Source organism: Megasphaera massiliensis (assembly GCF_000455225.1).
In the GTDB taxonomy this organism is placed as follows: Bacteria; Bacillota; Negativicutes; order Veillonellales; family Megasphaeraceae; genus Megasphaera; species Megasphaera massiliensis.
Window position 1 is genome coordinate 46,016 of sequence record NZ_HF954535.1, and the last position, 13,147, is coordinate 59,162.

General features: G+C 50.5%; 18 protein-coding genes. 3 read left to right on the forward strand and 15 right to left on the reverse strand.

The genetic code is table 11. The features are described from left to right. Nucleotides 1–19: 19 nt before the first annotated feature. From TX77_RS02110 to TX77_RS02185, 15 genes are all read right to left on the reverse strand, one after another. The gene (locus tag TX77_RS02110; protein WP_044503185.1) at nucleotides 20–256 is read right to left on the reverse strand and encodes a hypothetical protein; all 237 of its coding nucleotides are present in this window, start codon (nucleotides 254–256) and stop codon (nucleotides 20–22) included. 147 nt (nucleotides 257–403) lie between these two features. Next, nucleotides 404–928 (reverse strand): hypothetical protein, encoded by a 525-nt coding sequence (locus TX77_RS02115; protein ID WP_044503186.1) that lies wholly within the window; start codon nucleotides 926–928, stop codon nucleotides 404–406. A 12-nt stretch (nucleotides 929–940) separates the two neighbouring features. Further along, complete coding sequence (locus TX77_RS02120; RefSeq protein WP_044503187.1) at nucleotides 941–1,345, reverse strand: RusA family crossover junction endodeoxyribonuclease; 405 nt, start codon at nucleotides 1,343–1,345, stop codon at nucleotides 941–943. A gap of 262 nt (nucleotides 1,346–1,607) precedes the next feature. After that, complete coding sequence (locus tag TX77_RS02125) at nucleotides 1,608–3,614, reverse strand: AAA family ATPase (protein ID WP_044503188.1); 2,007 nt, start codon at nucleotides 3,612–3,614, stop codon at nucleotides 1,608–1,610. A gap of 13 nt (nucleotides 3,615–3,627) precedes the next feature. Next, nucleotides 3,628–5,217 (reverse strand): DEAD/DEAH box helicase, encoded by a 1,590-nt coding sequence (locus TX77_RS02130; protein WP_230198006.1) that lies wholly within the window; start codon nucleotides 5,215–5,217, stop codon nucleotides 3,628–3,630. Further along, nucleotides 5,218–5,694: a DUF669 domain-containing protein gene (locus TX77_RS02135; protein ID WP_049917271.1), complete on the reverse strand. Its 477-nt coding sequence runs from the start codon at nucleotides 5,692–5,694 to the stop codon at nucleotides 5,218–5,220. Between the two features lie 19 nt (nucleotides 5,695–5,713). Then, entirely contained in the window at nucleotides 5,714–6,742 is a 1,029-nt protein-coding gene (locus TX77_RS02140) for an ATP-binding protein (protein ID WP_044503189.1), read from the reverse strand. A gap of 15 nt (nucleotides 6,743–6,757) precedes the next feature. After that, nucleotides 6,758–8,065 carry an AAA family ATPase gene (locus TX77_RS02145; protein ID WP_044503190.1) on the reverse strand — a complete coding sequence of 436 codons (1,308 nt, stop codon included), beginning with the start codon at nucleotides 8,063–8,065 and terminating at the stop codon, nucleotides 6,758–6,760. Nucleotides 8,066–8,143: 78 nt separating this feature from the next. Then, on the reverse strand, nucleotides 8,144–8,413 hold the full coding sequence (locus TX77_RS02150; RefSeq protein ID WP_044503191.1) for a hypothetical protein: 270 nt from the start codon (nucleotides 8,411–8,413) through the stop codon (nucleotides 8,144–8,146). Continuing rightward, nucleotides 8,352–8,681, reverse strand: coding sequence for a hypothetical protein (locus TX77_RS02155; protein ID WP_044503192.1), 330 nt, complete (start codon nucleotides 8,679–8,681; stop codon nucleotides 8,352–8,354). The genes TX77_RS02150 and TX77_RS02155 overlap by 62 nt, the downstream gene beginning before the upstream one ends. Next, the gene (locus TX77_RS02160; RefSeq protein ID WP_044503193.1) at nucleotides 8,678–8,980 is read right to left on the reverse strand and encodes a hypothetical protein; all 303 of its coding nucleotides are present in this window, start codon (nucleotides 8,978–8,980) and stop codon (nucleotides 8,678–8,680) included. Before TX77_RS02160 ends, TX77_RS02155 begins: the two co-directional genes overlap by 4 nt. Nucleotides 8,981–8,991: 11 nt before the next feature. Beyond that, nucleotides 8,992–9,279 (reverse strand): hypothetical protein, encoded by a 288-nt coding sequence (locus TX77_RS02165; protein WP_044503194.1) that lies wholly within the window; start codon nucleotides 9,277–9,279, stop codon nucleotides 8,992–8,994. A gap of 14 nt (nucleotides 9,280–9,293) precedes the next feature. Further along, nucleotides 9,294–9,548, reverse strand: coding sequence for a LysM peptidoglycan-binding domain-containing protein (locus TX77_RS02170; protein WP_049917272.1), 255 nt, complete (start codon nucleotides 9,546–9,548; stop codon nucleotides 9,294–9,296). A 12-nt stretch (nucleotides 9,549–9,560) separates the two neighbouring features. Next, nucleotides 9,561–9,776, reverse strand: a complete 216-nt coding sequence (locus TX77_RS02175) for a hypothetical protein (RefSeq protein WP_044503195.1) — start codon at nucleotides 9,774–9,776, stop codon at nucleotides 9,561–9,563. A 229-nt stretch (nucleotides 9,777–10,005) separates the two neighbouring features. Continuing rightward, the gene (locus tag TX77_RS02185; protein WP_049917273.1) at nucleotides 10,006–10,227 is read right to left on the reverse strand and encodes a helix-turn-helix domain-containing protein; all 222 of its coding nucleotides are present in this window, start codon (nucleotides 10,225–10,227) and stop codon (nucleotides 10,006–10,008) included. 156 nt (nucleotides 10,228–10,383) lie between these two features. Here TX77_RS02185 and TX77_RS02190 point away from each other — a divergent pair, with 156 nt between their 5' ends. The 3 genes from TX77_RS02190 to TX77_RS12890 all read left to right on the forward strand — a co-directional run bounded on the left by TX77_RS02190 (nucleotide 10,384) and on the right by TX77_RS12890 (nucleotide 12,894). Further along, a complete protein-coding gene (locus TX77_RS02190; protein ID WP_044503197.1) occupies nucleotides 10,384–10,998 on the forward strand; it encodes a LexA family protein in 615 nt (204 codons plus the stop codon). A 15-nt stretch (nucleotides 10,999–11,013) separates the two neighbouring features. Further along, entirely contained in the window at nucleotides 11,014–11,733 is a 720-nt protein-coding gene (locus TX77_RS13355; RefSeq protein WP_049917274.1) for a DUF3862 domain-containing protein, read from the forward strand. A 123-nt stretch (nucleotides 11,734–11,856) separates the two neighbouring features. Beyond that, complete coding sequence (locus TX77_RS12890) at nucleotides 11,857–12,894, forward strand: tyrosine-type recombinase/integrase (RefSeq protein WP_049917275.1); 1,038 nt, start codon at nucleotides 11,857–11,859, stop codon at nucleotides 12,892–12,894. Nucleotides 12,895–13,147: the final 253 nt, after the last annotated feature.

The window sequence follows — 13,147 nt, forward strand, 5'->3', positions numbered from 1 at the left end:
TTTTAATCCTCCTGTTTCGTTATAATTTTTCAAAACGTTGTTCCATCTTTTTTAGTTCGCGCTCCAGGCTATTAATATACATCGCGCGTGTCTTATCCTTGATACCTTCCGGCAAATACCAATAATCCTCGACCTCAAAACCATCGATATGGATCGCTGCCCCATTATGCAGACATTCAAGTAAGCTTTTGACTCTATCAATATCTTCCGTTAATTTCTTTCCAATTTCATACCTGTTTAATTCATTTCTCTTCATTTTTTCAATCCTCCTTATCTTCCGCCCTTATAGCGGCGGCCTGTACTTGATAGTCGTCTTGCGTGCCGGCAGCGGCTGCCAATATTGATTGTCCGAATGGACCGCTGCCACGCCTTCCGCATTATGTAGTGCCGTTTCCCGGCGTGCTTATCTCGCATACTCTCGTAATCTCCCTTGCTCTAAGTCTCTTTCTGGGATGACGCGGCCCTTGCGCTCATCCTCCCGGAGCCGACGCAATAACGGCAGCAGCTGGTCGACATAATCGTTGAGCGGCTCCTTGGTCTTGTTGTATTGCTCAAGACTGTCCCATCCGTGACCGCCGATAATGGGCCGGATGACATAGCCATAGGTCTCATCCTTAACTAACTCGCAGCCGTTGCCACGCAATACGCAGAGTATCGTCGCCAGGTCCTCGTCGATGATAGCAGCCTCCAGAAATAGCCAGGCCCATTGCCATCGGTCTTCCGGATGATACGGCTTAAAGTCATCCGTATACTCAAGGACCGGCCAGTTTTCGGGCTTCCGGGCATTCTCGACATGTTGGACGATATTCTCGACGAGGCCCTTAATGTCAGGGTCCCGCTGGAGTAGCTGCGCGTTAGGCTTGCCCATGGCCTCGAGTACCTCACGGAAGGCCGACCGGGCCCGCTCAATCATCTCCTGCCGTCCCATATTGCTCACCTCCTACATGTTAATCATTTCCTCGATTTGCACGTATATCCCAGGTGTCGGTGCGTAAAATTTCTGGATGGCTTCCGACGCCACCTGGGCATCGTCCAGCCAAAAGCCTAGGTCAGTCAGGACGTCCTTAAGCAGCTTGACGAGATTATCCGTATCGGGCTTGGTTGTCTTCCAGGTATTTTCAGGGTGTTTAGTTGTTGGTGGGTACACCCATTTTGTCACCAACCATATAGGGCCTTCCATCGGATGCTCCGGTCGATATTTTGCAAAATTAGCCATAAACATCGCCCGCACCTCTTTGACGGCCGGCGGCTCATATACTACCGGCTTACCATTCCGTACCGTAACCTTTTTCATTTGGTGCGTCGCCGACGGCATTTTATCCACCGGCAAAAAAAAGTGAATCATCACTAACTACCTCCTTTTTTTCTCCCCGCACGGTGCTGATAGGGGAAATAATACGTAAAAGGAAAATGGTGGCGTTCGCACCATTTTTCTAGTATTATTTTCCCCAGCACCACACGGATTTTTTATACGGAAGGAAATCCATATATATATAACGGATTTCCTTCCCAATTTCCCTATTTTTATACAGAAATACAAACGTTTTTCCGTTTTAATATTCACGGCTATACATAATAGAGAAATTGAGAAATCCGTACGGATTTCCCTATTTCCGTCTTTCTACGATACTTTTATTAAAGGTAAATTCAGAGCTGCTTTTTATGTAACTTCTAATCGTTTTTTCAGTCATTCCCATATATTCCGCCATATCTTTTACAGTTACTTGTCCATTGATTAGACAAGCATTATAGACACTCTCTAATTGCTGTTTCCGCGCTTCCTTGCGTTTCCGCTGAGTTTCTTGCCCATTTTGCCAAGGGGCCTTATCGGCATGGGGCTTAAAGGCTGCTAGGGCACCGTCTGTGTCGACCTCATGGACAGGGTAGTTAAATAGTACGTTTACCGGCTGGAAGGCCTTAAACTCCCGCAGCGTGCCTTCTATCCGCCAGGCCGTGCCGGCGATATCGTCGGCGCCCTCAGTGTCGAGCTCAATGAGATCGAGTAGAGCGTCGGCGTCGCGGGCAAATACACCGGAGCCGCTAGCCCGGTCCATGGATCGTTTGGCGCCCTGGTTGCCCTTGCTGTGATGATGGCAGTAGATGACGGCGCAGCCAAGCTCGGTACATACCCTGTCAAACTGGTTGCAGAAATGGGCCATTTGGTCGGCGCTGTTTTCATCGCCCGTGATAATCTTATAGATCGGGTCGATGATAATGGCGGTATAATTTTTCTTGGCCGCCCGCCGGATGAGCTTAGGGGCTAACTTGTCCATGGGGATGGACTTGCCCCTAAGCTCCCATATGTCGATATCGGCAATGTTGTTGGCCGGGTATCCCAGGGCGTCGTACACATCCTTAAATCGATGCAGACAGCTAGGCCGGTCAAGCTCAAGGTTAACATACAGGACGCGGCCCTTAGAGCAATACCAATTGAGCCACTTACGGCCCTCTGCAATAGCTATGGCCATCTCGATAAGGGCAAAGGACTTGCCGGCCTTACTGGGGCCTGCCAGCATCATTTTGTGCCCCTTGCGGAGTACGCCGTCGATGAGCGACGGCGCTAGTGGCGGCAGGTTATTCCAGACGTCTTTCAGGGTTTCGGGGTCCGGCAAGTCATCGTTGACGGCCTCAATCCATTCCCGCCATTCGGCAAAGCCGTCCTTGCCGATATTGGTGTCGATAAGATACTGCTTTTTACCGTTCCGGAGGACGCCCGGCATCCGGGACAGCCTTGAGGGGTTTCGGTTTTGTTGGTCAATGGCAAGGCCATTCTTCCGGCAGATGGTGTACAAGTAGTCGACGCGCTTGCGGTACTCCTCATAATTGCCGGCGTCGATGTGGACAATGGCATGGATGCTTTTCCCGCCGCTGTAGACGAGTGCTGCGACGGGCAGCTCCAGCTGCCGTATGACCTCGTTTTGTTTTTCGAGGTCCATGCTGTCGGACTCAACCAATGCATACCGGTATTCCGTAACGTTTTCATTTCTAACCCCCTTGCCGTCGAGGGGGTTGAAACGGATCCACGCGCCGACCTCCGGCTTATAGTCGCCAAGTACGGCGCCGATGTCCCCGTCGCAGACAGTCAGCTCCTCAATGAGTTCGCCGGCGGTACGTCTGTAATTGCCCTTTGTGGGCATGTACTTCCCGTCTTTCTCCCAGGACTCTGTGACATACCCGACGTAGTCGGTACTGTCATAGAGCGTAGATAAGTACTTGATGAGGTCGTTGACGGGATTCCAGTCGCGGGGCTCGACGAGCTCCTTGCCCTCTAACCAATTTTGGTCGACGATGACGCGCTCGTCTTTCTCGGGGATGACGTCATCCCAATCATAGACGACGTCAGGACCTGCGGACGGCATCCACCCGCCCTGCTTAGCCATCTCGACGACTGTGGCCCCCGTCACAAGTGTGGAGGCCGTCCCGTCGAATGTACGCCACTTCTGGGCACACTCCCCGGCATGGTAGCGGCTGGCATCGCGGAGACTCCAGGCGTCCCAGTCCTGGGCGCTATAGCCCTCAAGCTTAAGCGCCATCCCGACATTGACCCACTCTTGGTAGGTGCAAAATGCGGGATCTATGTAATCCAGTAATGGGACTAAGTTAATACCGTCCATAATAACCTCCTACTTATTGAGGCTGATACTCTGCGGGGTTGATATCCCGCGGAGTCCGCCAGCCGCTGGCTGCAATCCGTGATATTAAGGCGGACGCAGCCGCAAAACTCCATGTACCCACATGTTGGAATCCTCTACCCTCTAAGAGTCGTATCTGCCGGGCTGTCGCAAGGCCTAGCTCCTTGCGCTTGATAAGCTTATCCAAGATGACCTTGGCTTTGCCGGCGCTGTCAATGTCGTCGGGAAAAATCCCGAATTTTTCAAGGGCCTTGAGTTGCTTATCGGTCGGCGGCATCATCTCCCAGCCAAAACTTGGGATATAGCTGCTGAGGTCCTCGGCCTGGATGGACAACTCAAATTGCAGAGGGTCGACTAACTTACGTTTACGCTTTTTCATGGCTGCTAACTGTTCGGCGAGTGCGGCTTCCCGATCGGCGACGACGTCGTTGGCTGCTTCCGCTTCCATGACTTCGAGGTCTTCCGGCTCTCCCGATTCGGCCAGTTTTTCCGTCATTTTCTCCTCGACGTCCTTGCTTTCGGCAATCAAGCAAGCGGGCCGGCACAATTCATGCTTTTCGGTGTTCCATAGAAAATCTAATAGCAATACGTTGTCTTTCCCGGGATGCAGCCGGGTCCCGCGCCCTACCATTTGGCTATAGAGCGAGCGGCTTTTCGTTGCCCGGAGGACGATGACGCAGTCCACGCTAGGGCAGTCCCAGCCCTCTGTCAGCAGCATCGAGTTACATAATACGTTGTATTTCCCGGCGTCAAAATCTTGTAGGACCTGCGCCCGGTTATCACTGTCGCCGTTGACTTCGGCGGCCCTAAAACCGCGTACATTGAGTAATTTACAAAACTTCTGACTGGTCTTAACGAGCGGCAAAAAAACGACTGTCTTACGTCCTTGGCAATAATGCTGCATCTCTTCCACAATTGCCGGCAGGTACGGGTCGAGGGCTGTACCGAGTTCGCCGGCCTTATAGTCTCCGGCAGCCATTCCGACGCCTGAAATGTCTATTTTAAGGGGCACTGTCTGCGCCATAATCTTGCAGAGGTAGCCGTCCCGGATAGCCTCCGGCAGGCTGTACTCGTAAGCCAGGGAGTCGTAATAACTCCCCAGGTTACGCATATCAGATCTATCAGGTGTCGCTGTTACACCGAGGACCCTTGCGCCGTCAAAATACTGTAATACGTGTTGATAACTATCGGAGATGCTATGATGGGCCTCGTCGATAATTATCGTGTCAAAATAGTCAGGCTGGAATTGATGGAGACGCCGATCACGCGTCAGCGTCTGCACGCTGCCGACAACGATGCGCAGCCACGACCCGATGCAGGTCTGTTCCGCCTTTTCGACGGCACTTTTTAGCCCGGTAGCCTTGAGGATTTTGTCGCCGGCTTGCTCCAGTAATTCGCCGCGATGGGCCATAATAAGGACCCGCTCACCGAGTCGCACGCGATTCTCGGCGATTTTGGCGAATACAATTGTCTTGCCGGTGCCCGTCGGCAGCACCAGCAAAGTCTTATTATTGCCGCTATCCCACTCATGCAGGACGGCCTCGGCGGCCGCCTGCTGATAGGGACGCAGCGTAATGCCGCCCATTTAAAATGCTCCTTGCGTATAGGTTGGCCGCTGCGTTTCGGCAGCTTTTGGGGGCTCTTGCTGCGGGGCGTCATCCTTGTCGTAAAATCGCTTGACCTCGTTGTAGTCCTTGCCGTTATACTGGCGGATTTTGACCTCCATCCGGCCCGTCGAGCCGATGAGGCCCGACCAGTTAATCCGGAACGTTCCATCGCCGCGGTGCATCTGCCCAATGGCGCAGGCAAAATTAGTAAGCTGCCATTGACTTTTAGAGTGTAAAAAGAGATTCTGCCGGATGCGGCCACGAGTCCCGTTAGGGGTTTCGACCTCATACGTGATTTTAGCTTGTGGGCACGCGGGCATTTTCTCACTGCCCTCAAATTGAGCCCGTTCAAATTCCACAATTTTAAAATCATAATCGCCTGCCGGAACAATTTCAAAAGAGTCAGAAACTTCCGTAAATTCATCGTCCCATCTAAAAACTTTATCTTCTGCCATAATTGATTACCTCCTATTATTAAAACGGTACATTATTCAAGTTGTTAATGACTTCCAACATTTGTGGGAAGGCCGCGACCAGGCAGCCAGCCACAAAGTCGGCCGGATATGCCCGGACGGGCATATCTTCCGGGAAATACCCCTTATGAGCTACGGCCCGCTGGATGTCGCTCTCTGTTACGTTGTTAGCGGCCATCAGGTCAGCCAGCTCTTTTGGGATACCCGGATCGAGTTTCTCCTGGGTATCTTTTGCCGGCTCTTCGGCCGGTGTTGCCTCTTTTGGCTGCTGCTTTTTAGGCTGTGGCTTTTCGGCTTCCGGTGTCGATGCCCCTGGGATGCAGTGCTTGATGGCCGAAAAATCAAAAGGCAGCTCTTCCGGAAGTCCATGGCGGTTTTTGGCGTCCCAGCAGGGATTGTGTAACGTATACATAACACGTTTCCCACCTTGAATCTTCCGTTTACCGTCCTTGGTCGAGACGACCATCTGGCGGTAATTGGAAAAGAGGACCATATCGGCCCATTCCTTGGCCAGGGCCGCACACTGGTTGCCGGCCTTGTTGCCAAGTTTTAACTCATAGCGGTCGTAAGCTCCCGTTTCTTCCGGCAACTCAAACTTCCGGATGATACTGTGGGCGGTAAGGACTACGTTGAGGCCTGCCTCAATTAAGTCAGACAGCCCATCGAGAAGGCGGCCAAACTCCTCCTTGACGTAGGTATAGCCCTTGCCGTAGCCAAAATCCTCGATGCCGGTTTTTCCGTATTTGTGGCAGACGGCCTCCTCGCAGAGCCGTTCCGCCCAGTCCGCCGTGTCGATGACGATAGTTTTATAGGTCATAGGGTCCGTCTTGAGGTCCGTGATATACTGCCGTAGCATCTGCCACGACGTAGGCCGCGGCAGCCGGTCAACGGATAACTGCCCCGTGCTCCCCTCGGTATCCACAAATAAGGGAGCTGGGAAGGATGCGGCGAAGGTCGATTTGCCGATGCCTTCCGGCCCGTAAATGACTACCTTTTGGGGTCTCTCTATTTTTCCGGATATAATTTGCATTATGATACTCCTTTCTTAGAATGTCCCTGCCTGCCATTTCTTCGCCGGCTCTTCTGGCTGCGGCTCTGTTTTTTCAGGCTGGTCGGCAACGTAGCCGTCCTCAATGATGACACTGCAAGAGTCGTCGTCTCCGACTCTTGTGGCGATGACTTGCAGCCCTTCCGCTTCCAGCCAGGCGCCAAAGTCCTGGAGTGTTTCCCGGTCCATCTGCTCGAGCTTATCGAGCAGCACGAAGCCGCACTCCGGATTGAGCTTACGTACGATAGCTGTGGCCACGCGGAGCTGCTCCGACGAGCTCATGCAGTCCCATTTCTGCCCGTTGAAGGTAAGCTCCCCATCTTCGACGGATAAGCCCTTGACGGGCATGTCAGCGCTATCCAGCAAGCTCATGCGCTGTGACTGGATATTGTTTATTTGCCCGGTAAGGTCCTCGTACTGACCGGCCAACTCATCTGCCTCGGCTTGGACGCGCTCCTTTTCGACGTTGGCCCGGACCTTGGTATTAATGGTGTCGATATTGGCAATGTCCTGCTCGATTTCGGCAGTGCTCTCGTCTTGCCAGTTGTCTGATACCGATTCCGCTCTGTTAATAGCGTCAGTAAGTGCAGTTAACTCATCAACAAGGATTTTCTTTTGTTTTTCAAGGTCTTTGAGCTTGACGTTTGTAATAATATCAGCTTGCTGCTTCATATCCGACAAATTGTCGCGGTTGCGTTTATTTTCCGCATTTTTCAGCAGTATAGCTTGCTGGCGCTTGATAAGGTCCGACGCGCTAACAGGTTCCGCAGGTACATCCGGATACCAAGGCAATTCCTCCGCATGCTTCTTCTTCCGGTCGGCGATGCGCCCGACCTCGTGACGCTGGTTATAGAGTGACTTTTCGGCCTGCTCCAGCTTGCCAAGCTCATCACCGACGCCGATGATCTGGAGTAATAACTCACTCTTTTCCTTGCTCGAGGCGGCCAAAAATTTCGGCAGGTTAAGAGCGAGTTGGCCGATAAAACTGTCTAAGAGCTGCTGCCCGACCTTCTGCCCGGAAGGGTCGATGACATGGAGTGCAGACGACTTGCCCCGGCGCTCTACGACGAGCCCATTACTGAGCTCGATGTGTATCATCGGCGGTGCTGCGCTGCCGATCCGTGCCGGCTCCGAGGGCTTGAGCTTATTGCCGCCCAAAGCCCAGGCAATGGCATCCAATACGGATGTCTTGCCCTGGCCATTGCGGCCGCCTAAGATAGTCAGACCGTTTTCGGCCGGCGTCAGCACGACGGCCTTGATTCTTTTGACGTTCTCAATTTCAAGTTGATTAATTTTTACAGCCATTTTTTGTGTCTCCTATGGTATAATCAATATAAGTAGTTTGGTTTGGGCCGCTTCCCTGTTGGCGCAGGGGGCGGCCTTTTATAATGCCTCGATAGCCGCTAACATAATTTTTTTGATGCCGTCACGGGCGTCATGATCGTCGTCATAGCCATCTAGTATGACCTGTATCGCAGTCAGGATAAGCGCAAAAACTTCAATATTCCGTCCCCTGATAGCATGGACTTCTGACTCGTCCTGCCCATCGTCAAGCGACGCCAGCAAGATAAGAGCATCGTTTTTGCCAAACTTAGCTTTCTCGATGTCGCCTTGGGTTTTCCGCAGTCGTTTGCGGAGTTTCTGGGTGTCCATTGCCGTCACCTCCCTCAATAGTTTCAGCGGCCTCAATAATAGACTGCTTAGCGATAAGCTTGTCTTCTGGGGGTAACCCATTGACGATATGGATAAGTAAGTCCCTTAATGTTGGGACCAAGACGGCTGAGTCTCCGTTAAATAATTGGATGATACGGTCCTCCTTTTCAGAGGCTAAGATCATAACGATGCCCTCATGGTCGTTGACTGATATTTTATGGACTTTTTTAATGGCCTGGGCGATTTCCTGATATTCTTCGTGCGTCATTTCTCCGCCTCCTCTTCGGTCCATGGCGTCAACCGCAAGCCGGTTTTAATTCCCATATATTCCTCTGATTCTGCGATTAAATTGTTGATATAGCTCTGTATTTCTGACATATCCATTTTCCAGGCAAGCATGTCGACTAATGCGTACCCGTAGCCGCGGGCTTCAGCAGCTTTTATAATAGCTACATGTAAGGGTTTTAAATTGTACCCACTTTCTCGTTGCGTGGCCTGGGCCTTTAGAGCTTCGCGGCAGTGAGCCCTAAATTCAGTAGTTAGCCGTGCTTGTTCGTTTTTGGTCATGGTTCTTCCTCCTATAATTGATTAATTATTTTCATAATGTCTTCTATAACTTCTTTTTGTTTTTCCTCCGGATACGCCCCCACAAAACGCCTTAATAGGATGGCTATTAATTGGATAATAGTAGCGGGATTCCCCTTGGCGTATATAAGGGCATTATCTATCTCCTTGATATTTGTGGCCACAATAACTCCACTATCCCCATCCCAGTCTAGGTCCTCGGCCCTTTTAGTGGCAGATGATAATTGGTTATATAGCCGCTCTTGTTTGGCCCATCTAACAAGTTCTTTCCATTGTCCCATTCTTTGTCCTCCTATTACTTAATAACGATTTTTTGACCCGGCTGGATGACGGCGTCGATGCCAAGATCATTGTCAGCGATAACCTGACAGATGACGTCCCGGATGTCGACGCCGCGGGCATCAGCTATAGGCCTGGCTATATCCCATAGCGTGTCGCCTGACTCGACGACGTACACCGTCGGGGATGCCTCCGCCGCCGGCCGATCATGGTAGCCTAGCAGTCCTCCGGTTATGGCTAGTACGGTTAGCATGCCTATTAGTCTTTTCATTTCTGGCCTCCTCTACACAACGCTTTTAGTCCGCCAAAACGCCTCAAAATCCGCAATGTTGACGCGGACCATTCTGTCATAGGCAATGACACTGGGCCGCCACTTTTTGCTGGCCCTCATTTCATCGATAAGCGCCCGGGTGCAGGTCATGCCCAAGTCGTACAGTTCGGCCAAGTGTTTCGGACTGGCATAGAGCTGTTCCAGCCTGACGACTTCCACTTCTTTCATGTTCTCACTCTCCTCTGTAACCAGTAACGAGCCATCCCAGATCTTAAACTAACATTGTAATGGAGTCCGATTGCATCGCATACTCGAGCCGCCTCGTCATCAATATCACCTAAGTCTAAACACACGTAACCTCTTCTTAACAGTTCATACAAGCGATTAGCGACTTCATATTTTCCAGACTTCGCTAGTTTCCAGTGGGCAGTTATTACTAAGGACTTTACTAACATTTTTACGCCTCCTTACTTGTATTTCCGTCATTCCGTTTCAAAAAATTTAAGTCAATCCCTAGCACTTCGGCTAATCTGGATAAGACCTTTAAGCTGGGCGTGTATCGTCCCCGCTCTACATCAGCGTAGTAGGCCCGACTAACACCTACTAGGGTGGCCAGTTCTTGCTGAGTAAGTCCCGCTTTTTCGCGGGCCTTTTTTAGTACATCTCCAATTTGATTCACGTATTGCCACCTCCTTTTTACTGGTATTTCCGTCCACACCAATAGTGTATAGTATTTCCGTCATTTTGTCAATGGTATTTCCGACAAAATTATATTATAATATCTTTAATAGACGGAGATACCTTACAATGTATTTTTTTAAGGGAGGCGAAAAAAATGAAAAGTATTGGGGAGAAAATTAAGGAAGCCAGGAAACTTGCAAAAATGACTCAAGTTGAGCTTGCTAAAGCGGTTGATCTATCAAGGTCATATATCGGAGATATCGAAAAAGACCGATATAACCCAAGTATAACTACACTGCGGCTAATTGCTAACGCTACAGGGGTCCCGCTGGAGTCGTTATTGTCATCGGCAGATCAGCGACCTGCCGGACGCGGCATCCGCATCCCGGTCCTCGGTCGAGTGGTAGCCGGCGTGCCGATCGAAGCCGTCGAAGAAATATTAGACTATGAGGAAATAACGCCGGCACTGGCAGCTACGGGTGACTTTTTTGCGCTCCAGGTACGAGGCGACTCAATGCAGCCAAAGCTTGAGGAAGGTGATATCGTCATCGTTAAGCAGCAAGAAGATGTAGAGTCTGGAGACATTGCAATTGTATTAGTTAATGGCAATGATGCCACGATCAAGCAGGTCAAAAAGCTGGAAGGCGGCATTATGTTATATGGATTTAATCCAGACGTATATGAGCCACATTTCTATTCTAACCAGCAAATTATCGACTTGCCGGTTAGAATATTAGGCAAGGTAATTGAGAGTCGTAGAGCTTGGTAAGGGAGGTATATTATTATGGATATTATGATCGTAATAGGACTTGTCGAGATTGCTGTTATCATTTGGTACATATTAGCCAAGAAAAATCCACAAAAGTATGCTCCATTTCTTCGGGCACCATACGGCAAGAAACGAGGTCTAATCTGCCTCGGCGTGTTATTCATATGTGGTTTGATCGGTATGGCTGCCGCGCCGCCGGCTCCCTCTTCTGCTCCTGCTCAGCAGCAGGAAGCCAGTCAGCCGGAAAAACAAGACGCTGCCCCGGAAAAGCCTAAGGACAGCGTAGAAATGGACGCTTACAAGAAATTTGTCGCGCTGCCGATGGGCAGCGACTACAACACTGTCCGGAATGCCCTGGGCGTCGATGGCGAGCTCAAACACGAGAACCAAGTCGGCGACACTAAGACACAAGCATATCAATTCCGGGTTGGATCCGCTGTCGCTATGATGACGTTCCAGCGCGGGCAACTAACCAATAAGGCAATGGATAGCCTTACATTCTACCGGCAAAACGGCGAGTCGATTACCATGGACCAATTTAACCGTGTGCAGACGGGCATGACATATGACCAGGTTAAGGACATATTCGGCCGACATGGCCTCCTGAAATCCGAGACCAATATAGGCGGTCATGACTCTCGCCTGATGTCCTGGATCAACTCCGACGGCTCCAATGTCATCATTACATTTAGCCAGGGCACCGTTAGCTCTAAGACGCAGACGCGCCTAAAATAACGGGCAAAAAATATGCTGAAGGGAGGTAAAATGTATGTGGATTGAAAAAGTAAAGACTGGATACGCTTTCCGGGAGTGGTACGTCGACCCGCTTACCAACAAAAAAAGAAAGTGTCTGTAACGATGCCGTCAAAGACAAACTCATCAAAAAAAGCGGCATCGGAAAAGCTCAAAGAGCTGATAGCGGAAAAGCTCAAGTATCAAGGTACTGACTTGTTATTTTTCGACATGATCCAGGCGTATATCGATAACCAGAAGGACTTTGTCAAAGAATCTACGGTACTTGGGTACAAGGCCGTAAAGAAGCGGCTGCGTGAGTATTTCCCGGAAGCAGCCAAGGCGGACTTAGTGACGCCGGCCTACCTCCAAGACGTCATAAACAAGTTGGTAAAACGATACTCGCATAGTTATGGCAAAAAGGCTTATGTACTAATTAAGGCCTCGTATTCACTGGCTGAGCGCCTGGGGACTGTAGCTTCATCAGATGTTATACGCCGGGTATCAGTCCCCAAACCGAGACAATCCGTCGAAGAGGTAGAGCAGGCGCGGGAAAAATTTTTGTCCCGCGAAGAGCTTACCGAGGTCCTTGAATTGATCAAAGCTGAGTCGCCATCTGTCTCCCTAATATGCGAATTCCAATCCCGCACGGGGCTCCGTATTGGTGAGCTGGCAGCTCTCCGAGACGAGGACTATGACGGCACTGAGATATATGTTAATGCTACACTTGTGTGGGCACGCAAAATGGGAGATAAGCCGCATCGAGGCGATCCCAAAAACGTATACTCTATCAGGCATGTCAAGCTTGATAAGAGGTCTAAGGATATCGTTAAGCTCTTCCAGCTCCGCAATAAGAGGCGGAGACTCTGGGAGCCAACCAAGCACGATAGAGATGGCGAGACTTATATATTTGCATCAACTGAGGGAGCACCTATTGACCTGGCATACATCAATAGAGTACTGCGCCGGATACAATACCATAAGCATCTGTCTACGCATATTTTCCGGCATACTCACATAAGCCTGCTGGCTGAGGCCGGCGTCCCCATCAAGGCTATTATGCAACGCGTCGGCCATAATGAGCCGTCAACGACATTGGCCGTATATACCCATGTTACGCAGCAGATGGCTGATCAGGCCGTCGAGGCCCTAGAAAAAATATAAAAATAAGCCCCGCAAACGTGATGGCTATGCGCGTTTGCGGGGCTTTATGCCCTATTTCGGCCCTATTTTTGCCCTATAAAAAAATAAGCCGCCCTAACGGATGCCGATAGGGCAAAAATAGGGCTAATTGTCTCGGATTATACGATACTTGGCGATACTCAAAATATGCCCGAAGCACGAAAAAAGCCCTATATGATAAGGCTTGACGTATCGTCATGTATCGCCACGTATCATATAAGGCTTATCTGTTTAG

Coding starts and splice junctions, on each gene's coding strand:
- TX77_RS02140 (WP_044503189.1), bottom strand. CDS start 6,742: ATGCAAATTATATCCGGAAAAATAGAGAGACCCCAAAAGGTAGTCATT.
- TX77_RS02155 (WP_044503192.1), bottom strand. CDS start 8,681: ATGACGCACGAAGAATATCAGGAAATCGCCCAGGCCATTAAAAAAGTC.
- TX77_RS02145 (WP_044503190.1), bottom strand. CDS start 8,065: ATGGCTGTAAAAATTAATCAACTTGAAATTGAGAACGTCAAAAGAATC.
- TX77_RS02170 (WP_049917272.1), bottom strand. CDS start 9,548: ATGAAAAGACTAATAGGCATGCTAACCGTACTAGCCATAACCGGAGGA.
- TX77_RS13355 (WP_049917274.1), top strand. CDS start 11,014: ATGGATATTATGATCGTAATAGGACTTGTCGAGATTGCTGTTATCATT.
- TX77_RS02165 (WP_044503194.1), bottom strand. CDS start 9,279: ATGGGACAATGGAAAGAACTTGTTAGATGGGCCAAACAAGAGCGGCTA.
- TX77_RS02160 (WP_044503193.1), bottom strand. CDS start 8,980: ATGACCAAAAACGAACAAGCACGGCTAACTACTGAATTTAGGGCTCAC.
- TX77_RS02125 (WP_044503188.1), bottom strand. CDS start 3,614: ATGGACGGTATTAACTTAGTCCCATTACTGGATTACATAGATCCCGCA.
- TX77_RS12890 (WP_049917275.1), top strand. CDS start 11,857: ATGCCGTCAAAGACAAACTCATCAAAAAAAGCGGCATCGGAAAAGCTC.
- TX77_RS02110 (WP_044503185.1), bottom strand. CDS start 256: ATGAAGAGAAATGAATTAAACAGGTATGAAATTGGAAAGAAATTAACG.
- TX77_RS02135 (WP_049917271.1), bottom strand. CDS start 5,694: ATGGCAGAAGATAAAGTTTTTAGATGGGACGATGAATTTACGGAAGTT.
- TX77_RS02175 (WP_044503195.1), bottom strand. CDS start 9,776: ATGAAAGAAGTGGAAGTCGTCAGGCTGGAACAGCTCTATGCCAGTCCG.
- TX77_RS02190 (WP_044503197.1), top strand. CDS start 10,384: ATGAAAAGTATTGGGGAGAAAATTAAGGAAGCCAGGAAACTTGCAAAA.
- TX77_RS02120 (WP_044503187.1), bottom strand. CDS start 1,345: ATGATTCACTTTTTTTTGCCGGTGGATAAAATGCCGTCGGCGACGCAC.
- TX77_RS02150 (WP_044503191.1), bottom strand. CDS start 8,413: ATGGACACCCAGAAACTCCGCAAACGACTGCGGAAAACCCAAGGCGAC.
- TX77_RS02115 (WP_044503186.1), bottom strand. CDS start 928: ATGGGACGGCAGGAGATGATTGAGCGGGCCCGGTCGGCCTTCCGTGAG.
- TX77_RS02130 (WP_230198006.1), bottom strand. CDS start 5,217: ATGGGCGGCATTACGCTGCGTCCCTATCAGCAGGCGGCCGCCGAGGCC.